20 protein-coding genes are annotated in these 21,567 nt (G+C 69.6%); 18 read left to right on the top strand and 2 right to left on the bottom strand.

Annotated elements, in window-relative coordinates; all coding sequences use genetic code 11:
* The first annotated feature begins 10 nt into the window (after positions 1-10).
* The 5 genes from SD37_RS34180 to SD37_RS34160 are packed head-to-tail and all read left to right on the top strand — an operon-like array spanning position 11 to position 5,168.
* Positions 11-1,576 (top strand): class I adenylate-forming enzyme family protein, encoded by a 1,566-nt coding sequence (locus SD37_RS34180; RefSeq protein WP_052675154.1) that lies wholly within the window; start codon positions 11-13, stop codon positions 1,574-1,576.
* 1 nt (position 1,577) lies between these two features.
* Entirely contained in the window at positions 1,578-1,883 is a 306-nt protein-coding gene (locus tag SD37_RS34175) for an antibiotic biosynthesis monooxygenase family protein (protein WP_044856238.1), read from the top strand.
* Positions 1,880-2,902, top strand: coding sequence for a methyltransferase (locus SD37_RS34170; RefSeq protein ID WP_065913038.1), 1,023 nt, complete (start codon positions 1,880-1,882; stop codon positions 2,900-2,902). The genes SD37_RS34175 and SD37_RS34170 overlap by 4 nt, the downstream gene beginning before the upstream one ends.
* 55 nt (positions 2,903-2,957) lie before the next feature.
* Positions 2,958-3,902 carry an acyltransferase domain-containing protein gene (locus SD37_RS34165; RefSeq protein WP_044856237.1) on the top strand — a complete coding sequence of 315 codons (945 nt, stop codon included), beginning with the start codon at positions 2,958-2,960 and terminating at the stop codon, positions 3,900-3,902.
* A 48-nt stretch (positions 3,903-3,950) separates the two neighbouring features.
* Positions 3,951-5,168 (top strand): IS30 family transposase, encoded by a 1,218-nt coding sequence (locus tag SD37_RS34160; protein ID WP_418189834.1) that lies wholly within the window; start codon positions 3,951-3,953, stop codon positions 5,166-5,168.
* Positions 5,169-5,201: 33 nt separating this feature from the next.
* Here SD37_RS34160 and SD37_RS34155 read toward each other — a convergent pair whose 3' ends face one another.
* Positions 5,202-5,609: a nuclear transport factor 2 family protein gene (locus SD37_RS34155; protein ID WP_037308033.1), complete on the bottom strand. Its 408-nt coding sequence runs from the start codon at positions 5,607-5,609 to the stop codon at positions 5,202-5,204.
* Between the two features lie 147 nt (positions 5,610-5,756).
* Here SD37_RS34155 and SD37_RS34150 point away from each other — a divergent pair, with 147 nt between their 5' ends.
* Positions 5,757-6,656 (top strand): SRPBCC family protein, encoded by a 900-nt coding sequence (locus tag SD37_RS34150; RefSeq protein ID WP_201788858.1) that lies wholly within the window; start codon positions 5,757-5,759, stop codon positions 6,654-6,656.
* Positions 6,653-7,333 (top strand): class I SAM-dependent methyltransferase, encoded by a 681-nt coding sequence (locus SD37_RS34145; RefSeq protein ID WP_201769660.1) that lies wholly within the window; start codon positions 6,653-6,655, stop codon positions 7,331-7,333. The genes SD37_RS34150 and SD37_RS34145 overlap by 4 nt, the downstream gene beginning before the upstream one ends.
* 332 nt (positions 7,334-7,665) lie before the next feature.
* On the opposite strand, the gene SD37_RS34140 is transcribed toward SD37_RS34145, so the two are convergent.
* Entirely contained in the window at positions 7,666-8,229 is a 564-nt protein-coding gene (locus tag SD37_RS34140; protein WP_044851352.1) for a TetR/AcrR family transcriptional regulator C-terminal domain-containing protein, read from the bottom strand.
* 92 nt (positions 8,230-8,321) lie between these two features.
* On the opposite strand from SD37_RS34140, the gene SD37_RS34135 reads away from it, so the two are divergent.
* The 11 genes from SD37_RS34135 to SD37_RS34085 all read left to right on the top strand — a co-directional run bounded on the left by SD37_RS34135 (position 8,322) and on the right by SD37_RS34085 (position 21,565).
* On the top strand, positions 8,322-9,701 hold the full coding sequence (locus tag SD37_RS34135; RefSeq protein ID WP_044851351.1) for a DHA2 family efflux MFS transporter permease subunit: 1,380 nt from the start codon (positions 8,322-8,324) through the stop codon (positions 9,699-9,701).
* A gap of 116 nt (positions 9,702-9,817) precedes the next feature.
* Positions 9,818-11,020: an ROK family transcriptional regulator gene (locus SD37_RS34130; RefSeq protein ID WP_044851350.1), complete on the top strand. Its 1,203-nt coding sequence runs from the start codon at positions 9,818-9,820 to the stop codon at positions 11,018-11,020.
* A 1-nt stretch (position 11,021) separates the two neighbouring features.
* On the top strand, positions 11,022-11,519 hold the full coding sequence (locus tag SD37_RS34125; protein WP_418189794.1) for a hypothetical protein: 498 nt from the start codon (positions 11,022-11,024) through the stop codon (positions 11,517-11,519).
* Between the two features lie 410 nt (positions 11,520-11,929).
* On the top strand, positions 11,930-13,207 hold the full coding sequence (locus tag SD37_RS34120; RefSeq protein ID WP_044851348.1) for an ROK family transcriptional regulator: 1,278 nt from the start codon (positions 11,930-11,932) through the stop codon (positions 13,205-13,207).
* Positions 13,204-14,706: a sugar ABC transporter ATP-binding protein gene (locus tag SD37_RS34115; RefSeq protein ID WP_044851347.1), complete on the top strand. Its 1,503-nt coding sequence runs from the start codon at positions 13,204-13,206 to the stop codon at positions 14,704-14,706. The genes SD37_RS34120 and SD37_RS34115 overlap by 4 nt, the downstream gene beginning before the upstream one ends.
* A 35-nt stretch (positions 14,707-14,741) precedes the next feature.
* On the top strand, positions 14,742-15,716 hold the full coding sequence (locus SD37_RS34110) for an ABC transporter permease (protein WP_418189833.1): 975 nt from the start codon (positions 14,742-14,744) through the stop codon (positions 15,714-15,716).
* A 22-nt stretch (positions 15,717-15,738) separates the two neighbouring features.
* Positions 15,739-16,791: a substrate-binding domain-containing protein gene (locus SD37_RS34105; RefSeq protein ID WP_044851346.1), complete on the top strand. Its 1,053-nt coding sequence runs from the start codon at positions 15,739-15,741 to the stop codon at positions 16,789-16,791.
* A gap of 40 nt (positions 16,792-16,831) precedes the next feature.
* A complete protein-coding gene (locus SD37_RS34100; protein ID WP_044851345.1) occupies positions 16,832-18,001 on the top strand; it encodes a Gfo/Idh/MocA family protein in 1,170 nt (389 codons plus the stop codon).
* Positions 18,002-18,120: 119 nt separating this feature from the next.
* Entirely contained in the window at positions 18,121-19,278 is a 1,158-nt protein-coding gene (locus SD37_RS34095; RefSeq protein ID WP_044851344.1) for an inositol-3-phosphate synthase, read from the top strand.
* A gap of 11 nt (positions 19,279-19,289) precedes the next feature.
* Complete coding sequence (locus tag SD37_RS34090; protein WP_044851374.1) at positions 19,290-20,138, top strand: SCO3242 family prenyltransferase; 849 nt, start codon at positions 19,290-19,292, stop codon at positions 20,136-20,138.
* Positions 20,135-21,565, top strand: a complete 1,431-nt coding sequence (locus SD37_RS34085; RefSeq protein WP_044851343.1) for an EboA domain-containing protein — start codon at positions 20,135-20,137, stop codon at positions 21,563-21,565. The genes SD37_RS34090 and SD37_RS34085 overlap by 4 nt, the downstream gene beginning before the upstream one ends.
* The last annotated feature ends 2 nt before the right edge of the window (positions 21,566-21,567 follow it).

The raw sequence follows: 21,567 nt of genomic DNA, 5'->3' as shown, positions 1-21,567 counted from the left end.
AGCCGACTCGATGCCGGAAGAGGAGCACGGGGTGGTGGCGGGTCCGCCGCTCGCGGTACTGGGCGCGCTGCCCGGCGGGCCGCGGGTCGAGCAGCTGCTCGAACGGGCGGTGGGCACCGCGCCCGGCAGGCTCGCGGTCGCCTCGCTCACCTACGCCGAACTCGACCGGGCCTCGACCCGGTTCGCGCTGGCACTGCGGGCGATGGGGATCGGACGGGGTGACGTCGTGGCCCTGCCGATGGCACTCGACCGGCGGTTCGCCATCGGGTTCTTCGGGATCGCCAAGGCGGGGGCGGTGAGCGCGCTCGTCAATCCGCTGCTGCGGGAAGAGGCGCTCGCGCACGTGCTGGCGCTTTGCGCGGCGAGGACGGCGTTCGTCACCGAAGGCCAGCACCGGGTGCTCGCGGTGGTCCGCGATCGGTTGCCCGCGCTGGAGAACATCTTCCTGCTCGGCGACGGCGCGGTGACCGGTCTGTCCTCAATGGACGATCTGATGGCCGCGGCCCCCGAGACCGTGCTGCCGGAACCCGCCGCCGGGCCGGACGATCTCGCTTGCCTGCAGTTCACCAGCGGCACCACCGGGCCGGCCAAGGCGGTGCGGCTCAGCCACCGGAACCTCACCGTCAACGCGGCGCAGACCGCGTGGTGCCACCGGTTGTCGGCGGATTCGGTACTGGTGAACCACTTGCCGACCTTTCACCTGATGCACCTGACGATCGGGGTCACCGTCGCGGCCCGGCACGTGCTGTGCCCCGGAGACGATCTCCTCGGGGCGATCGCGACGGCGCGGGCCGAAGGCGGGACGCATTTCTACAGCCTGCCCGTGCGGCTGGCCAGGCTGGCCGCCCGGCCGGAGCTGCCCACGCTGCGGGTGCCGTCGCTCCAGGCGATCCTCTCCGGCGGTTCGGCGATGCCGCCGTCCGCGACGGACACCCTGTCCGCCGCGTTCGGCGTGCCGGTCGTCCAGGGTTTCGGACTGGCCGAGACGGCGCCGTCGACCCACCTCGGCAGTCTCGACCGGCCCAAGACGGGCTCGTCCGGCCCGCCCGTCCCCGGCACGTTCGCCCGCGTCGTCGACCTCGACACCGGGGTGCCGCTCGGACCGGGCGCGAACGGGGAGATCCAGGTCCGCGGCCCGCAGCTGATGCTCGGCTACCTCGGCCGGGACGCGGCCGAGGATCTGCCCGGCGGCTGGCTCGCCACCGGCGACGTCGGCCATCACGACGAGGACGGCTACCTGTTCGTCGTGGACCGGATCAAGGACGTCTTCAAATGCGACAACTGGCTGGTGACCCCCAGCGAGATCGAGAAGGTGCTGCTCCGGCATCCCGGGGTCGCCGACTGCGTCGTCCTCGACCTGCCCCACGAATTCAGCGGGGCGGTCGCGCACGCCGTCGTCGTCCCCTCGGCCGAACCGGCCACGGCCGGGGAACTGGCGACCTTCGTCAACACCCGGCTGCCCTACTACGAACACCTGCACGGAGTCCATTTCGCCGACTCGGTCCACCGGTCGCCGACGGGCAAGGTGCAGCGGCGTGATCTGCGAGAACAGTTGATGGCGAAGACAAGGAGCTAGCGTGTTCATCTTCATCGACCGGATGACCGTGACCGGTGACCTGGCGGACTACCAGCGGATCATCGGCCGGATCTCCGAGCATATGGCGGCCCAGCCCGGTTTCCGGACCCACCGGCTGTACCGGAACTCGAAGAACCCCCTCGAATACGTGGAAATCGCCGAATGGGAGAATGCGGACCTGCACAAGCAGGCCACCGGGCAGCCGGGATTCCGCGAGCCGCTCGGTGAGCTGCTGAAGCACGCCACCGTGGAATTCGCCACCTACGAACAGGTTTCCGGGCACGACGCCGCCGAGGTGACCCGGTGAGCGCGACGGCCCTGCCGCGTTCGGTGCGGCGCTTCCGGGAGCTGTTCCTGAGCGCCGCCTGCGCGGCCGCCGTCCGCGCGGCGGCCCGGCTCGGGCTCGCGGACGCCATCGGCGACGAAGCCGAGCCGGTGTCCACAGTGGCCGATCGGCTGGGCGTGGACACCGGGGCGCTGCGACGGCTGCTGCGAGCGCTGGCCAGCAACGGCATCTTCGCCGAGGCGCCGGACGACGGCTTCGTGCACACGGACATGTCGAAGCTGCTGCGCGAAGACGCGCCCCGCAGCCTGAAGTACAGCGCCCTCTGGGCGACCGAGCCGTGGACGTGGACGCTGTGGCCGCACCTCGACGAGGCCGTCCGCACCGGCGAGCCGGTCTTCGAAGGCTTGCACGGCAAGGACTTCTTCGGCTACCTCCACGCCGAAGCCCCGGAGTCGGCGGAGATCTTCGACCGCGCGATGACGCAGTCGAGCAGGCTTTCCGCGATCGCCATCGCGGACGAGCTGGACCTCTCCGGCGCCGAAGTGGTCGCCGACATCGCCGGTGGCCAGGGGCATGTCCTGGCGACGCTGCTCGAACGCCACCCCGGTCTCCGCGGTGTGCTGTTCGACCTGCCGGAGGTCGTCGCCAACGCCGATCCCCGCCTCGTCGGCGAGGGGCCACTGGCCTCCCGGACCGCGCTCGTGCCCGGTGACTGCCGCCACGGCGTCGCCGCGGACGCGGACGTGTACGTGCTGAAGAACATCCTCGAATGGGATGACGAAAGCACCATCGCCACGCTGCGCGGGATCGCCGAGGGCCGTCCGGGGGCACGGGTGTTCGTGCTGGAGAACCTGCTCGACGGCAGCCCGGAACTGAAGTTCACCACGGCGATGGATCTGTTGCTGCTGCTGAACGTCGGCGGCCGCAAGCACACCAGGGACGGGCTCGCGGACCTCGTCCGCCGGTCGGGGCTGCGCCTCGACGAGGTGCGCCCGGTGAACTCCTATCTCCATCTGTTCGCCTGTACCGTTCCGGAATAGCGGGTCGTGCCCGCCGGTCCCGAGTGGCCGGCGGGCACCTTGCCGAGAGGACGTCGTGTCCGACATCGCCTTCCTGTTGCCCGGTCAGGGCGCTCAGCACCAGGGCATGGCCGTGGAGCTGTACGGTGAGGAACCCGTGTTCACCGCCGTGCTGGACGAACTGTTCGACCTGCTCGGCGCCGAGGGCGCGGCCCTGCGCTGGGACTGGCTCAGTACGGAACCGTTGGTACCGCTGGAAGACGCGTCGAGAGCGCAGCCGTTGTTGTTCGCCGTCGGGTACGCGCTCGGCCGGACACTCATCGCGCGCGGCGTCGTGCCCACCGCGTTGCTGGGACACAGCATCGGTGAGCTGGCCGCCGCCGCGCTCGCGGGGGTCTTCGACCTGCCGCACGCGGCGCGGATCCTGGCCTGCCGGAGCCGCGTACTGGCCGACGTGCCCGCCGGAGGACTTCTCGCCGTCGCGGCCCGGCCCGAAGCCCTCACGCCGTACCTGACCGGTGAGGTGGTGATCGGCGCGTACAACGCTCCCGCGCAGACAGTGCTGGCCGGTCCGGCGGGGCCGCTCGCCGAGGTGGCCGCCCGGCTCACCGGGGCGGGCCTGGTCCACCAGCGCGTCGCGGCCCGGCAACCGTTCCATTCCCCGGCCGTGGCCGAGGCGGCGACCCGATTCGAAGCCGGGTTCACCGCCGCGGACCTGCGTCCGCCGTCGATCCCGGTGTATTCCACGAGAACAGGTTCGCCGGTGACCGCCGACGAGGCCGTGAGCCCGGAGTTTTGGGCCGGACAGCTGGCCGCCCCGGTACTTTTCCGGTCCGCTTTGGACAGTCTGCTCGACGGCGGCGCGCGGACCCTGGTGGACCTGGGTCCGCGCGGGCTTTCCCTGCTGGCCCTGCGACATTCGCGGGTCCGCCGTGGTGGCCACCGGGTGCTCAGCGCCCTGCCGACCACCGCCACCGCCACACTCTCCACCTGGACCGCCCTGCTCGCCTCCCTGGGCTGAAGTCCGTGAAGGCCTCTCGGAGTCATGGGGTTGTTGCAACACCGTCTGATGGAGGGCGGGGTTGTGGTGGTGCGGGTTCATCGGTGGTTGCCGCGGTCGGTGCGGGTGGCGTTTTGGGATCGGGTCCGGGCCGGGGTGGCGGCGAAGCCGGCGGCCCGGGCGGTGGGCTTGTCCCCGACGACGGGGGTGCGGTTGTTCCGGCAGGCTGGCGGGGTGATCGGTAACGCACCCACCCGGCCTGGTCCGGTCCGGTTAAGCCTGGCCGAGCGGGAAGAGATCGCCTGCCTGACCGCGGCGGGGCAGGGGCCTCGCGCGATCGGGCGGGTGATCGGCCGCCCGGCCTCGACGGTGTCACGCGAGCTGGCCCGTAACACCGGCACCTCCGGTGCCTATCGGGCGGTCAGTGCCCAGCACGCGGCTGAGGAACGCGCGAAACGCCCGAAGGTCGCGAAACTGGCCGCGGACGCCTCGTTGCGCCAGGTGGTGCAGGCCGGACTGGACCGGAAATGGTCCCCGCGTCAGATCTCCCGGAGACTGGTGCTGGAGTTCCCCGACCGGCCGGAGATGCGGGTGTCACACGAAACGATCTACCAATCCTTGTATGTCCAGGGAAAGGGTGCGCTGCGCCGCGAACTGACCGCCGCGTTGCGGACCGGGCGGGCACTGCGGATGCCACGCCGTCAGGCCCAGGCCCGCCGGGAACGCACCCCCGGCGGGCTCAAGGACATGGTCAACATCTCCGCCCGGCCCGCCGAGGCCGCCGACCGCGCGGTCCCCGGGCACTGGGAAGGCGACCTGATCCTGGGCAAGGACAACAAGTCCGCGATCGGAACCCTGGTCGAACGCTCGACCCGGTTCGTGATGCTGCTGCACCTGCCCCACGGACGCGACGCCGCCACCGTCGCTCACGCCATGACCGAGATCATCCACACCCTGCCACCACTGCTGGCCAAGTCCCTGACCTGGGACCAAGGCAAAGAAATGGCCCACCACCAGCAGATCACCCTGGCCACCGGCCTGGACATCTACTTCTGCGACCCTCACGCACCCTGGCAACGCGGCACCAACGAGAACACCAACGGCCTGCTCCGCCAATACTTCCCCAAAAGCACCGACCTCACCCAGCACACCCCAGCCGACCTCGCCCGCGTCGCCACCGAACTCAACGGACGACCCCGGGAGACCCTCGGCTGGCACACACCCGCCGAAGCCCTCGAAGCACTACTCTCAGACCAACAAACAATGCGTGTTGCAACCACCATGTGAATCCGCCAGGCCTTCACGGACTTGTGGATACGGTCAGGGCAGGTCGTCGCGCGTCACGAAGCGCGCCTTCACGCGCAGTTCGCCGTTCTCGCGCACCAGGATGTCCCGGCAGACGCAGGTCCGGCGCAGCTGGGGATCCTTGCCCTGGAACGTCGAGAACACCAGCGCGTAGCACGTCGCCTGGAGGTTCCCGTCGGGCAGTTCCTCGACGTCCACCATCCCGTGCCAGTGCCGCCGCTGCTCGCCGGCGGCCTTCTGCTCGGCCGCGGCCTTGCTCATGGTCGCGATCAATTCGGCACGACCGCGCAGCGGTTCCGGCTCGCCGGGGCCGGTGAAGGTGCCGTCCTCGGTGAAGGTGGCCGCCCACTCCTCGGCGGCACCGGCGTCGAGCAGGTGCATGTGCCGCGCGTAGAACTGCTGGACCTCGACATACGGGCTCACGGTGTCTCCTCATCCTCGGTGTCCACCGAGGATCACCCGGCGGCTTCGATTCCCGTTCGCGCGCGAGGCGTCCAGCCCTGCTGGACGTCTGCTCGAAGCCGGGCCGCGATCGTGGGCGCACCCAGCCGACGAGGAATGGAGACAGCAGTGCGGAAATCGATCGTCGAAGACCAGGTGATGGTGGCGGCTCCCGCCGAACTGGTCCGCCAGCTGATCTGTGACGTGACTTCCTGGCCACAGTGGTACCGACCGGCCGTGCACGCCGAATTCCTCGAACCCGACCTGATCCAGCACTGGATGCTCGTCGACGACCACAGTGTGCAGACCTGGCGTGAGCGGCGCCGTCTGTCCGACGACGGCACGCAGGTCTTCGCGGTCCGCGAGGTCGGCGGCGCGCCGGACGTCACCACCTGGACCGTCGAGGAACAGCCGTACGGCAAGACGGCACTGCGGGTCCGGGCGGAGGTCTCCGCCGGCAGCAGGGAGGCCGACGAGGCGATCGCGGACGGGTGCCGCGAATTCCTGGACGCCGTCCGCGACCGGGCCGAGCGGGCGGAGGAACTGGACCGCCTGGTCATCTCCTTCGAGGACCCGCTTTTCGTTTCCGGTGGACTGGAGGACTGCTACGACTATCTGTTCGAGGCGGACAAGTGGCCGGAGCGCGTTCCCCACGTGCTCGCCCTCGATCTGGAGCAGCCCTCGCCGACGGTCCAGTTCTTCGACATGGACACGCGTTCCGCGGACGGTTCGGAGCACACCACCCGTTCGGTCCGGATCTGCCTGAGCGGCAACAAGATCGTCTACAAACAGATCAAACCGCCCGCCACGATGGACGCGCACACCGGCCACTGGACGTTCACCGAGACGCCGGAAGGGATCCTGCTCGGCGCGCGGCACACCTGCACCATCAGGCCGGAGGGCCTGCACCTGCTGGGGGAGGGGACCACCGTCGAAGGCGCCCGCCGGTACCTGCGGAAGGTGCTCAGCGCCAACAGCATGGGCAACCTCCGCCTGACCAAGGAGTACGCCGAGGAGCGCGCCAAATGACCGGGGGAACGCTCGAACCCCGCACGGACGAGGTGCTCGCCGGCGCGGCCGTCTACAGCCGGAAGCCGATCCTCGCCGCTTATGACCTGTGGGTGCTCGGATTCGTGTGCTCGCGGGTGTGGCGCTGCCCCAGCACCCAGATGAAGCGGCTGTACGACCGCAACGTCGACGGGCGGCATCTCGACCTCGGTCCCGGCACCGGCTACTTCCTCGACAAGGCGAGGTTCCCGGTCCCGGATCCGTCGATCGTGTTGCTGGACCTCAACGAAGACGCCCTGCGCCGCACCGGCGCGCGGCTGGCGCGGTATCGCCCCGAGGCCTACCGGCGTGACGTGTTCGAACCGCTCGACCTCGGCGAGGCGCGGTTCGGTTCGGTGGGCTTGAACTTCCTGCTGCACTGCCTGCCCGGTTCGATGGCGCACAAGGCGACGGTGTTCGACCAGGTGCTGCCCTACGTCGAACCCGGCGGCCGGATCTTCGGCAGCACCGTGCTCGCGCGCGGTGTCGAGCACGGCAAGCTGGCGCCGAAAGCGCTGGAATCGCTCAACGGGGACGGCGTGATGAACAACCTCGAAGACTCCTTCGAGGAACTGGACGCCCAGCTGGCCGCGCGGTTCTCGCGCTATCGCTTGTGGGCGCAGGGTTCGGTGGGGTTGTTCGAGGTGACGGTGCTCTGAACGAGGTCAAGGTTCGAGCGTGGAGGATTTGGGACGTTCAACGTCCCAAATCCTCCACGCTCCCCTCACTAGTGGTAACACTTGCGCGCCGCCAGTCACAGCGAGTGCCTTCATGGGCTCCCGGCTGCGTTGAGGGGTGGCGCTGGTGCCTGCGGGGTTCGAGTGGGGAAGATTCCGGACGTTGAACGTCCGGAATCTTCCCCACTCGGGTTGTGCCGGGTTCTGGGGTGCATGTCCCCGATCAAGCTTCGCAACCGGCGTGTCCCGCGTCCATGAAGGAATTGGGACACTCAACGTCCCAATTCCTTCACGGACCGGCTTCGCGAGCCCCGTCAGGCGACGTCCTGGTCCGGCGGCTCCGCGATGGCGACGTCGGCGCGGAGCCCGGCGATCAAGCGGGAGAGCCCGTATTCGAACGAGGCGGCCGGATCCTCGTCGTGGTCGTCCTCGGCGCGCTGCTGTTCGTCGATCGCGCAGCCGAGGGTGTACCGGCTGATGGCGAGAATCGCGTGCGTCGCGTCTTGTTCGGTGAAACCGGCTTCCAGCAACGGTTTGATCAGCGGCGTCATCGCCGAACGTTCGGTGGGGCGGGAGCCGGCGTGCAGGCGGGCGCCGTCCCGGTAGGACAGCAGGGTGCGGCGGATGGTGCGGGCGCGCCGGGTCAGCCACGCGGCCCAGTCGGCCGCCGCGGGATCGCCCAGCGGCGCGAGTTCGTCGTCCAGCATGGTTTCGGCCATCTGATCGAGCAGCGCCTGCTTGCTCTTGAAGTGCGTGTAGAGCGCGGGGCCACGCACGCCGAGCTTCTCCCCGAGTTTGCGCAGGCTCAAACCGTCGAGCCCGACCTCGTCGAGGAGTTCGAGCGCGGCTCGAACGTAGCCATCCCGTCTCACGACCATGCGCACACTTTCGCCCGTCCGCCACGGACTTGACAACTTAACCGAATCTTATCACTGTTAAGATCTTAACGCTGATAAGATTGGCTGGTGGGATGATCGGGTGTCCGGGGGACGAGCGCATCACGCCCGCACTGTGGGGGATGGCGGCGATCCTGACCCTCGGTGGGTTCCTGTCGATGTTCACGTCGACCGTCGTCAACGTCGCGCTCGGCACGATCGCGGCGGAGTTCCATGCACCGCTCGGGACCGCTCAGTGGATCGCCACCGGTTACCTGCTCGCGCTCGCCGCGATGGTGCCGGTGAGCGGCTGGGCGAGCCGCCGGTTCGGGGCGACCAAGCTGTGGCTGGGGTGCGTCGGCTTGTTCGCGCTGTTCTCGGCGCTCTGCGCGACGGCGACGTCGATCGAGGCGCTCATCGTTTTCCGTGTCCTGCAAGGCGCCGCGGGCGGGCTGCTGGTCCCGGCGGGGCAGATCCTGTTCGCGGTGGCGGCGGGGCCGAAGCGGCTCGGCCGGATGATGACCGTGCTGAGCATCCCCATCTATCTCGCACCGGTGCTCGGCACGCTGTCCGGCAGCCTGCTCACCGAAGGACTCGGCGTGTCGGCGCTGTTCCTGGTGAACGTGCCGATCTCGGTGCTCAGCCTGCTGCTGGGCCGGAAATGGCTGCCGAGGGAAAGCCCGGAAGCGGCGCGGTCGCTGGACCTGCGCGGTCTGCTCCTCACCGTGTCCGGCCTGCCGTTACTCGTCTACGGCGCCGCTGAACTCGCCCCGGTCCCGGCGATCGCCGGGGCGATCCTGCTCGCCGTCTTCGCCGTCACCGCGCCGCGTTCGCGGGCCCCGCTGCTCGATCTGCGGCTGTTCCGCGACGGCGCCTTCGCCGCGGCCGCCGCCGTGATCTTCTGCATGGGGATCGCACTGTTCGGCGCGATGATCGTCCTGCCGCTCTACTACCTCGACGTCCGGCACGAAAGCCTCGTCGCCACCGGCCTCCTGACCGCGCCGCTGGCGCTCGGCACCGTGGTGGCGCTGCCCCTCGCGGGCAGGCTGACCGACCGGATCGGTGGCGCGCGGGTGATCTTCGCCGGGCTGATCGTCACGATCGCCGGCACGGTGCCGTTGGCGCTGCTCACCGGATCCGACGGCTACGGATGGCTCTCGGCCGTGCAGATCGTCCGGGGCTGCGGCATCGGGCTGACCACGACCCCGGCCCTCGCCGCCGGGCTGATCCTGGTGGCCAGGGAACGGATTTCGCATGCCATGCCGATCTTCGCCATGCTGCAACGGATCGGTGCGTCCTTCGGGACGTCCATCCTGACCGCGGTCGTCTCCGCGCGGCTCGCCGCCGCCCCGGGCAGCGCAGAGGCCATCGCGGACACCCACTGGTGGATCGTCGGGGTGACCGCGATCGTGCTGATCCCGTCGTGGATCCTCGCCCGCGCGGAGTCCCGGCACCGGGTGTCTAAAATGGACTGAAGGCGGGCCGGTGGGTTTGTTCCCGTCCGGACGCGTCCGGGGGTCCGTGCTGTCCGGTGCGCGCCGCGGCCGTGGCCTTCGGGACACCGCGTGCGGAACGCCGTAGGCTCAGCTGAATGAGCACGGCATCCACCACGGAGCATCCGATGGTCGAAACCCGGCACCAGACCCAGTTGCTCACCTTGCTGCGGGACGAGGGCCCGATGTCCCGGGTCGAACTGGGGGAGCGGCTGGAGCTGCCGCGTGCCCGGGTGGGTGCGGAGGTCACGCGCCTCGCCGAGGTCGGCCTCGTCGAGACGGCGGGTCCGTCGGCGAGCCGGGGCGGCAGGCGTTCGACGCTGGTGCGGCTGGCGGGAGACCTGCGCGTGCTCTCCGTGGACGTCGGCGCGACGTCGGTCGGGGTCGCCCTCACCGACGCTTCGTGCGAGGTGCTGGTGCACACCGTCGAGGACTGCGACGTCCGGAAAGGGCCGCACGCCGTCCTCAAACGGGTCGTGGAGCTGGCGGAGAAGATCCGTGAAGAGGCGCCGGGCAAACTGATCGCCGCCGGGATCGGCCTGCCGGGGCCGGTGAGCTTCGCCGAGGGCATGGCCGTCGCCCCGCCGATAATGCCCGGCTGGGACCGGTTCTCCGTGCGCGACCATCTCGGCGGGCTGCTGCGCTGCCCGGTCACCGTCGACAACGACGTGAACTCGATGGCCCTCGGCGAACGGCACGCCGGGGTCGCCCGCTCCATCGACGACCTCGTGTTCGTCAAGATCGGTACCGGTATCGGCTGCGGGATCGTGCTCGGCGGCAAGGTGTACCGCGGGGTCGCGGGTACCGCGGGCGACATCGGGCACATCCGCCTCGACGACTACGGCCCGACCTGCGCCTGCGGTGAGACAGGCTGTCTCGAGGCGTACTTCGGCGGCGCCGCGCTGGCCCGCGACGGGCTGACGCTGGCGCGCAGCGGCCGGTCGGCGTACCTCGCCGACGTCGTCGCGGACCGCGGCGCGATCACCGCCCAGGACGTCGGCCGCGCGGCGGCGTCGGGCGACTTCGGCGCGGTCAACCTGATCCGCGACGGCGGACGGCGGCTCGGCCAGGTGGTCGCCTCGCTGGTGAGTTTCGTGAACCCGGGCATGGTCGTGATCGGTGGCGGCGTGGCGCAGCTCGGCCATCAGCTGCTCGCCGAGATCCGCAGCTCGGTCTACCGGCGGTCGCTGCCGCTGGCGACCGGGAACCTGCCGATCGTGCTGTCCGAACTCGGCGACACCGCCGGTGTCATCGGTGCCGCCTGGTCGGCTACGGACCGCGCGTTCACGTTGAGCAGCTGAGGTGAGAGGAACTTCGTTGCGCCGCATCGGGATCACCGGGCACTCGAATCTGTCCACGGCCACCGTGCCGTTGATCGCCGATGCTCTTCACCGGACACTTGCCGTGCTGACGGACGAGCCGCTCGTCGGGGTGACCTGCCTGGCTCGTGGCGCCGACCAGCTCTTCGCCCGCGCGGTGCTCGACCTCGGCGGTTCGGTGGAGGTCGTGCTTCCCGCGCAGGACTACCGCGCCAGGAAGGTCGAGCCGGACAACGCGGCCGACTTCGACGAGCTGCTCGATCGGGCGGTGGTCGTCGACACCCTGCCGTTCCCCGAGTCCGGCCGCGAGGCCTACATGGCGGCCAGCGAACGGGTGCTGGGCGGGATCGAGGCCCTGATCGCGGTCTGGGACGGGGGTCCCTCCGGCGGTCATGGCGGGACCGCCGACGTCATCGAGGCGGCGCGTGAACGTGGGCTGCCGGTGACGATCGTGTGGCCCGACGGTGCCTTTCGCGAGTGACACCGCTAGGCCCTCGGCCACGGACCGCGCGTTCACCCTGCGTAGCTGAGGGTAGGCGCCGCAGCGTGTTATGAACGGGACTTTCATTGCAAAATTTGCAATGAAAGTCCCGTTCATAACACGCGGGGCGTCCCCGGGCCGGGTCGGCAGGTGCCTCCCGGCTGCACTGTGTGACGGACCCAAAGGCGCCCTTCAGTGCACGTTGGGCACTCACCTGATTCCGATTAGTAACGTCAAGATCGTACAGACTTTTGCTCAAAAAGTACGAAAGTCTGTACCGATCCGAACGGCTATTCGGGTGACGGGGGGCATTTCTGTCTTGTTGTCACCTTGACGAGTGACAGCAGTCACCCTACTTTCGCTGGCTAAGTAACAAAGTTTGTTACGGCCGATTCGTAAGTGAGGGCAGTGTGGCCGCGACTGAATCCGGGCAGCTCGACCCGGTCAGCCCACGCACGGCGACCGGCGCCGATGGGTTCTCGGCGGGGAAACGTACCTCGAACCTCGCCGCGCTCCTGCGGGCGCTGCGTGCGGGGCCGCTGTCGCGTACTCAGCTGGCGGCGCGCTGCGGGCTCACCAAGGGGGCCGTCTCCGGGCTGATCGCCGAGCTGTCCGAACGCGGTCTCGTCCGCTCCGCCGGACTCAAGGCGGGCGCCAACGGCAGGCCCAGCCAGCTGGTCGAGCTGAACGGTGCCAGCGCGTACGGGCTCGCGTTGAGCGTCGAGGCCGACCGCTTCGCCGCCGTCGTCACGAACCTCGACGGCCGTGTCGTCGCCGAACGGTCGGAGGCCGCGGACGTCGCCGCGCTCGGCCTCCACCGGAGTATGGACGAACTCGCCTTTCTCGCCGGTCAGGTGCTGCGCGACGACCAGCCGGTCGGGGTGACGGTCTCCGTCCCGGGCCTGGTCGACTCGGCCGCCGCCGTGCTGCGGTTCGCCCCGACACTGCGCTGGCGTGACGCCGAGATCGCCGATCTGCTGGCCGCCCGGCTCGGCCTCGCGGCCGACGCCATCGGGGTCGACAACGAGGCCAACCTCGGGGCGGTCGGCGAGTCGGTCGCGGGCGCCGGGCGCGGGGTCCGGGAGCTCTTCTACCTCAGCGGCGGGATGGGCGTCGGCGGCGGGCTCGTCTCCGGGGGCGCGATCCTGCGCGGTGCCAGGGGTTTCGCCGGCGAGGTCGGGCACATCACCGTCGACCAGTCCGGCGAGCAGTGCCAATGCGGCCGGATCGGCTGTCTGGAGACCAAGGCCGGGCTCAACGCGGTGGTGCGGGGCGCCGCCTCGCCGGGCGACCCGCTGCACGACCCCGCGCTCGGCGTCGACGGCCGGGTCGGGCTGCTCAAGCATCGTGTGCAGCGCGGTGACCAGCGCGCGGTCGCGGCGGTCGCGGAACTCGGGGCCGCGCTCGGCATCGCGGTGTCCACTGTGGTCGATGTACTCGACCCGGACGTCGTCGTACTCGGCGGGTACTTCGCCGAGCTGGGTGAGTGGCTGGTCGAGCCGGTGCGCCGCGAACTGTCCGCGCGGCCGCTCGGCCACGAGCCCTCCTGCCGCGTCGAGCCGTCGCCGTTGGGTACCACCGCGGCGCTGCGCGGGGCCGCGCATCTTGCCACAGAACGGCTTTTCGCCGATCCGACCCTCGTCCCATTCGTCGATTCTTCGGAGAACACAGCGGAGGCGCCGGCATGACCTTGCTCTCGGTCCGGGGGATCGTGAAGACCTTCCCGGGGGTCCGTGCGCTCTCTCGCGTCGACTTCGACGTCGAACCCGGTGAGGTGCATTGCCTGCTCGGACAGAACGGCGCGGGCAAGTCCACGCTGATCAAAACGCTCGCCGGGGCGCACCGTCCCGACGGTGGCGAGATCTTCTGGCAGGGCGAGCCGGTCACGTTGCCCTCGCCGGTCGCCGCGCTGAAGCTCGGCATCGCCACCATGTACCAGGAACTCGACCTGGTGCCAGGGCTTTCCGTGGCGGACAACATCTTCCTCGGCCGCGAGCGGGCCAGCTTCGGCTTCACGAGGATCAGCGAATCCCGTGCCATGGCCGCGAAACTGATGACCCGGCTCGGGCATCCCGAGATCGCGCCGTCGACCGAGGTCGGCAAGCTCTCCGCCGCCGGGCAGCAGCTGGTCTCGATGGCGCGGGCGCTCGCCTACGACGCCAAGCTGCTGGTGATGGACGAGCCTACAGCGGCACTGGCGGGGGAAGAGGTCGACAACCTGTTCCGCATCGTCGGCGAACTGACCGCCGAAGGGGTCGCGATCGTCTACATCTCCCACCGGCTCGAAGAACTGCGCCGCATCGGCCACCGCGTGACCGTGCTCAAGGACGGCAAGACCGTCTCCACCGGCCTCGACGCCAAGGAGACACCGACGTCGGATCTCGTCGCGCTCATGGCGGGCCGCAAGGTCGAGACCGTGTTCGGCCCGCGCCACCAGGAACACGTGAACCCGGACAAAGAAGTGCTCAAGGTGGAGAACCTGACCACCGCGGGCGAGTTCGAGAACGTGAGCTTCACCGTGCACGCCGGGGAGGTCGTCGGCATCGCGGGTCTCGTCGGATCCGGGCGTAGCGAGCTGCTGGAGACGATCTTCGGCGCGCGCAAACCGGACGCGGGCACGGTTTCGGTCGACGGCGAACCGGTACGGGCGGGCAGCGTGTCCGCGGCGGTCAAAGCCGGGATCGGCCTGGCGCCGGAGGAACGCAAGAGCCAAGGGCTGCTGCTGGACCTGCCCGTGGTGCACAACGTGACCCTGGCCAGCCTGTCGAAATACGCGACTTTCGGGTTTTCCGAGCGGTCGAGGGAACTGCAGGACGCCGGGGAAAGCCTGCGGCGCCTCGATCTCCGGCCCGCCGACCCGCACCGGATCATCCGGACGCTGTCCGGCGGGAACCAGCAGAAGGCGGTGCTCGCGCGCTGGCTGGTCCGCGGCTGCCGGGTGCTGCTGCTGGACGAGCCGACGCGCGGGGTGGACGTCGGTGCGCGGGCCGAGCTGTACCGGCTGATCGAAGAACTGGCCGCGACCGGGGTCGCGATCGTGCTGGTCAGCAGCGAGATCCCCGAAGTACTCGGACTGTCCGACCGGGTGCTGGTGCTGCGTGAAGGACATGTCCTGGCTGAAAGGCCGTCTGCGGAGCTGACAGAGGCGGATGTGCTCGACGTGATTCTCGAGGGGAGTGCGGCGTGACTGACCAAGCCGAGTCGGTGCGTACGGGAAACGCCGTGGAACCCGTGCCACCCAAAGAAAAGCGACACTTCGCGCTGGACACCCGGTTGCTCGGGCTGACCGGTGTGCTGGTGATCCTGTGCATCGTCGGCCAGGTGACCCGGCCGGACCAGTTCTTCACCGACGGCAACATCTCCACGATCCTCCGGCTGGCCGCGGCCATAGGCGTGGTCAGCGTCGGGATGACCTTCGTGATCATCGCCGGCGGCATCGACCTCTCGGTCGGGTCGATCGTGGCGCTCTCCAGCGTCTGGCTGACCACACTGGCCACGCAGTCCTACGGCCCGTTCGTGATGATCCTTTGTGGACTCCTGGTCGGCCTCGGCTGCGGTCTGGTCAACGGGATCTTGGTCTCCTACGGGAAGATCGTGCCGTTCATCGCGACACTGGCGATGTACGTCTCGGCCCGCGGGCTCGCGGAACGCATCAGCGGCCGCCGCACGCAGGTGGTGTCGGAAGCGGGCTTCCTGGAGTTCTTCCGCGGCGACCTGCTCGGCATCCCGGTGCTGATCTGGATGTTCGCGCTGGTGTTCGTCGTCGGCTGGGTGCTGCTGAACCGCACCACGTTCGGCCGCCGCACGTTCGCCGTCGGCGGTAACGCCGAGGCGTCGAGGCTGGCGGGGATCAACGTCAAGCGGCACACCGCACTCGTCTACGGCGTCGCCGGACTGTGCTGTGGTATCGCCGCGCTGATGGTCGTCGCCCGCACCACCGCGGGCGCCTCGACCAACGGCATGCTCTACGAACTCGACGCCATCGCGGCGGTCGTCATCGGCGGCACCCTGCTCACCGGTGGCCGCGGCTCGCTCATCGGCACCCTGATCGGCGTGCTGATCTTCACCGTGCTGTCCAACATCTTCACGCTCAACAACCTGGACACCGACATCCAGAACATCGCCAAGGGCGTGATCATCGTGCTGGCCGCGCTACTGCAGTTCCGCTCCGTCAAGAAAACCAAGACGAGTACTTGATCACCGTGGATGGAGAATCGTCATGACCGAACAATCCCTGCATCGCCGCCGCTTCCTGCTGGGAGGCGCGGCCGTCGGAGCGGGTGCGCTGCTGACCGCGTGCACCTCGAACGAGGCGCCGGCGCAGAACAACGCGGCCAACGTCGCCAACGCCGGGGCGAACTCGCAGCCCGGAAACCCCGTCACCATCGGGTTTTCGGCGCCCGCGGCCGACCACGGCTGGATGGCGGCCATCACCAAGAACGCCCGCGCGCAGGCGCAGAAGTTCAGTGAGGTCACGCTCAACGCGACCGAGGGCACCAACGACGTCAACCAGCAGATCTCCCAGGTGGAGACGCTGATCAACGCCAAGGTCAACGTCCTGGTGATCCTGCCCTTCGACGGCAAGGCGCTCACCGCCGTCGGCCAGCAGGCGATGGACGCCGGGATCCAGGTGATCAACCTCGACCGCGTCTTCGACACCCCGCTCGCGTACCGCACCTGGATCGGTGGCGACAACTACCGGATGGGCGTCAACGCCGGGAACTACATCGCCAAGCAGATGAAGGCGAAGAACATCGCGAACCCGGTCATCGGCGAGGTCGCGGGCATCGACTCGCTGCCGCTGACCCAGGAACGCAGCAAGGGGTTCAAGGACGCCTTGGCACGTCAGGGTTTCGCGGTCGGCCCTCGTGTTTCGGCGCAGTTCACGCCGGAGTCCGGTGAGCAGCAGACCTCGAACCTGCTGCAGTCCGCGCCCAAACTGGACGCGCTCTGGAACCACGACGACGACCAGGGTGTCGGCGTCATCGCGGCGATCAACAACGCCAACCGCAAGAACTTCCTGATGGTCGGTGGCGCGGGTTCGAAGAACGCGATGAACCTGATCAAGTCCGACGCCGAGCCGCTGAAGGCCACGGTGCTCTACAGCCCGTCGATGGCGTCGAGCGCGATCTCGCTCGCCCGGCTGCTCGGCCAGAACAAGGGCGCGGGCGATTTCGCCGAGCACGAGATCCCGTCCGAGATCACCACGTACTCCGCGGTGGTCACCAAGGAGAACGTCGACCAGTACATGGACGTCGGTTTCGACTCCTGATCCAGCAATCCCGACACACGTAGGCGGACCTAGGAGGGGCATGAGCACGGCAAAGGAAACCATCGGGATCGGCATGGTGGGTCACTCGTTCATGGGTGCGGTGCATTCGCAGGCGTGGCGCAGTGTGCACCGGTTCTTCAGCCCACCGCTGATCCCGAGACTCGCCGTGCTCGGCGGCCGTGACGAAGGGCGGGCCAAGGCCGCGGCGGAGCGGTTCGGCTGGGAAGACGTCGAGACGGACTGGCGCGCGCTGGTCGCCCGCGACGACGTCGACCTGGTCGACATCTGCACGCCGGGCGACAGCCACGCCGAGATCGCGATCGCCGCGCTCGAAGCCGGGAAGCATGTGCTGTGCGAGAAACCGCTGGCCAACAGCCTCGCCGAAGCCGAGGCGATGGCGGAGGCGGCGGCGAAGGCACGTGCCAACGGTGTCCGGTCGATGGTGGCGTTCAACTACCGCCGGGTGCCCGCGCTCGCGCACGCCAGGACCCTGGTCGCGAGCGGGGCGCTCGGCGAGATCCGCCACGTGCGGTCGGTGTACCTGCAGGACTGGCTGTCGGATCCGGAGTCGCCGATGACTTGGCGGCTGAACAAGGACAAGGCGGGTTCCGGCGCGCTGGGCGATCTCGGCGCGCACATCGTCGACGCCGCCCAGTTCGTCACCGGCGAGACCATCACCGGGGTCTCCGCCTTGACGAACACCTTCGTCTCCGAACGGCCCGACGGCCAGGGCGGTACGGGACAGGTCACGGTCGACGACGCCGCGCTGTTCCTCGGCCGCTTCTCCGGCGGGGCGGTGGCGACCTTCGAGGCGACCCGGTACGCGCTGGGCCGCAAGAACGCGATGCGGCTGGAGATCAACGGGGCGAAGGCGAGCCTCGCGTTCGACTTCGAGTCGATGAACGAACTGTCCTTTTTCGACGGTGGCGGTCCCGCCACCGAGGCCGGGTTCCGCCGGATCCTGGTCACCGAACCCGAGCACCCCTACGTCGGGGTGTGGTGGCCGCCGGGACACCTGCTCGGCTACGAACACACCTTCACCCACGAGGTCGCCGACCTGCTGACCGCGATCGGTGAAGGCGCGGATCCCGAACCGTCCTTCGAGGACGGGTTGCGGGTGCAGATGGTCCTCGACGCGGTCGAACGCAGTGCCGCGGAAGAGGCGCGATGGACCGCTGTGCCCGGCGTCACCACGAGGGGAAGTAACTGAGAAGTAGATCCCGCCGAAAGTCGCATGGACATACCTCACTGCGACTAGGTTCGATCCGAAACGTCCGACCATCCGAGGAAGTAAATCGTGGACGTTCCGGATCTTGGAAAGGTGGAGAAATGCCTGCTCACGAGCGCACAGGCATCTGGCTGATCGGTGCGAGGGGGTCGGTCGCCACGACCGCCGCGGTAGGGCTCTTGGCCCTGCGCGCGGGAGTCACGGACGGTGGTGGCTGCGTCACCGAACTGCCCGCGTTCGCCGGGGTTCCGTTGCCGGGCTGGGACGAACTGGTCCTTGGCGGGCACGACATCGCGCACACCCCGCTGGAGAAGCGCGCCGAACAGCTGGCGCACGCCGGCGTGTTCGGGCACTCGGTGTTTTCGGCGGTCCGGTCCGGACTGGCCGAAGTGGACGCCGAGATCCGCGACGGTTACCACCCGGCGGCGCATACCGGTGCCCAGGCCGAAGCCGCCGCCCGGCTCGCCTCGGACATCCGAGCTTTCGCGGACCGGCACGACCTCGCGCGGGTCGTGGTGGTCAACGTGTCCTCCACCGAGGCTCCGTGTCCCCACCTTCCCGAACACGACGACCTCGACGCTCTCGAAGCGGCGCTCGCGGATCCGGCGAGGGCGGTCCTGCCGTCCAGCTCGCTGTCGGCCTACGCGGCGCTGAAGGCGGGAAGCCCGTACGTCGAGTTCACGCCGTCCGCCGGGGTCACCCTGCCCGCGTTGCGGCAGCTCGCCGAGCGGGAAGGCCTGCCGTACGCGGGATGCGACGGCAAGACCGGGGAAACCCTGCTCCGCACCGTCCTCGCGCCGATGTTCAGCGCGCGGGCGCTGAAGGTCCGCTCCTGGGCGGGCACCAACCTGCTCGGCGGCGGCGACGGCGAGACCCTCGCCGACCCGGTGACCGCGAACAGCAAACTGGAATCGAAGGCGCGCGGACTCGCGGCGCTGCTCGGCGAGGAGGTCACCGCGCCGCTGCACATCGACAACGTGCCCGACCTCGGCGAGATCAAGACCGCGTGGGACCACGTGTCGTTCGAGGGTTTCCTCGGCGCGCGCATGAGCCTGCAGTTCACCTGGACCGGCTACGACTCCGCGCTCGCGGCACCGCTGATCCTCGACCTCGCGAGGCTCGTCACCGCCGCGCACGCCGCCGGGCAGAGCGGCGCGCTGACCGAACTCGGCTTCTTCTTCAAGGATCCGCTGGGCAGCGACGAACACCGCTTCGCCGAGCAGACCGCCCGCCTGATCGCCTGGGCGGAGGCTCTGTGAAGGCCGCCGCTGTGAATTCATACGTGGAACTCGTCCGCGCCCCCGCCGCGCTGACGGTGCTCGGTGACACGGTCGCCGGGTCCGCCGCCGCGGGGCTCAAGATGACCGGGCGACGGCTGCTGCTGCCGTTGTCCTCGGTCGCCTTCTACTGGGCCGGGATGGCCCTCAACGACTGGGCGGACCGGAAGCTCGACGCCGTGGAGCGTCCCGAGCGGCCGATCCCGTCCGGGCGGGTGAGCGCCGGCGCGGCGCTCACCACCGGCGCCGCGCTGACCGCGACCGGGCTCGGCCTGGCCGCGCTCGGCGGCGGCCGTCAGGCGATGCGCGTCGCGGTCCCGCTGGCGGCCGCGGTGTGGGCCTACGACACCGTGCTCAAACCGACCCCGGCCGGACCGGTGGCGATGGCGGCCTGCCGCACGCTCGACGTCCTGCTGGGCGCTGGTGGCTCTCCGAAGAAGGCCGCCACCGCCGCGGCCGCCGTCGGCGTGCACACGCTCGGCGTCACGGCGTTGTCCACCGGGGAAGTGCACGGCGCGAATCCGGCGACGGCCCGTGCCGCCTTGGCCACCAGCTGCGCGGCGACAACGTTGGCATTGACCGGACCCGCACGTGGGGGCTGGTATCGCGCGGCCTCGGTGGCGGCCGGTTCGGGCTACGCGGGCCTGGTCGGCCGGGCACAGGCGGACGCCGTCCGCGACCCGTCGGCGAAGTCCGTGCGGTCGGCGACCAAGAACGGCATCCACGGCATGGTCCCGCTCCAGGCGGCGGTCACGGCCAAGGGCTCGGTACTGGGGGCCGCGCTGATCGCGGCCGCGCTGCCGATCGCCCGCAAGCTGTCGAGGAAGGTGAGCCCCACATGACTGTGTTCTCCTTGGGATACGGCACCAACGGCTTCTCCAACCACCGTCTCGACGACGCGCTCGCGGTGATCGCCGACCTCGGCTACACCGGGGTGGCGCTGACCCTGGACCACGACCATCTCGACCCGTTCGCCGACGATCTGGCGCGGCAGGTCGACCACGTGGCGTCCCGGCTTTCGGCGCTCGGCCTGAACCGGGTCGTCGTCGAGACCGGCGCGCGCTACCTGCTCGACCCGTGGCGCAAGCACTCGCCGACCCTGCTGTCGGACGACCCCGCGCTCCGGATCGACTTCCTCGCGCGGGCCCTGCGGATCGCCGGGGACCTCGGCGCGGACTGCGTCTCGTTCTGGTCCGGTGTGTCGATTTTTGACAGCACTGTGGATAACGAAATCGCCTGGTCGCGGTTGCGTGAAGGGGTCGCGGCGGTCTTGGAGCACGCCGCGCGGCTGAACGTGCGGCTGGCCATGGAACCCGAGCCCGGGCACCTCGTGCAGCATCTGAGCCAGGTCCTGGACCTGCGCAAGGAACTGGGCGAGCCGGAGCTGTTCGGGGTCACGCTCGACGTCGGGCACTGCGTCGCCGTCGAGCCGGTCAACGCGGCCGAATGCGTCCGTCTCGCCGGTCCGCTGCTGTGGAACGTGCAGTTGGACGACATGCTGCCGAGGGTTCACGAGCATCTGGAGTTCGGCGACGGGCACCTGGATCTGCCCGGCACGCTCGCCGCGCTGGCGGAGATCGGCTACACCGGGCTGGCCGCGGTCGAACTGCCCCGGCACAGCCATGCCGCGCCGGACACCGCCCGGCGGGCTTTCGAAGCGCTCACCGCGGCGATGCCGCAGACGTGGTCGGCCAAGGCGGAACGCCGGATCCGGGAGAAGCCGTCGGCGATCGGCTCGCTCTTCCCGGCCGTCGGCCGCGAGGTCGGCCGTGAAGCGCTGAGGCCGGAGAGCGATCCGCAGGGGCTGGTCCACGGCACCGTGGACGACCGGGCGCGCGTCCGGCTCGTGGCGGTCCTGGCCGAAGTCCTCGACGACGCGGCGCTGGCCGCCGAGCTGCGGGATCTCTACCGCTACGGCGACGACGCCGAGCGGCGAGGAGTGCTCCGCGCGCTCAACGAGCTGGAGTCCCCGGACGCCGAAGTCACCGATGCCGGGATCCTTCTGGTCGAAGACGCCTTGCGCGCCAACGACATCCGCCTGGTCGCCGCCGCGATGGGTGGCTTCGCCGCGCGGTTCCTCGACGACCACACCTGGCGGCACGGTGTCCTGAAATGCGTTTTCGTCGGCGTCCCGCTCGCCGCCGTCGCGGAGCTCGAAACCCGCGCGGACGACGAGCTGAGGCGCATGCTCGCCGACTTCGCCGACGAACGCAGGGCGGCCGGACGTGACGTTCCCGCCGACGCCCTCGAACTCCTCAAGGAGAACTAGCA

The sequence above is a fragment of the Amycolatopsis orientalis genome (assembly GCF_000943515.2).
GTDB lineage: Bacteria > Actinomycetota > Actinomycetes > Mycobacteriales > Pseudonocardiaceae > Amycolatopsis > Amycolatopsis orientalis.
This window is presented reverse-complemented; position numbering and strand designations above follow the sequence as displayed.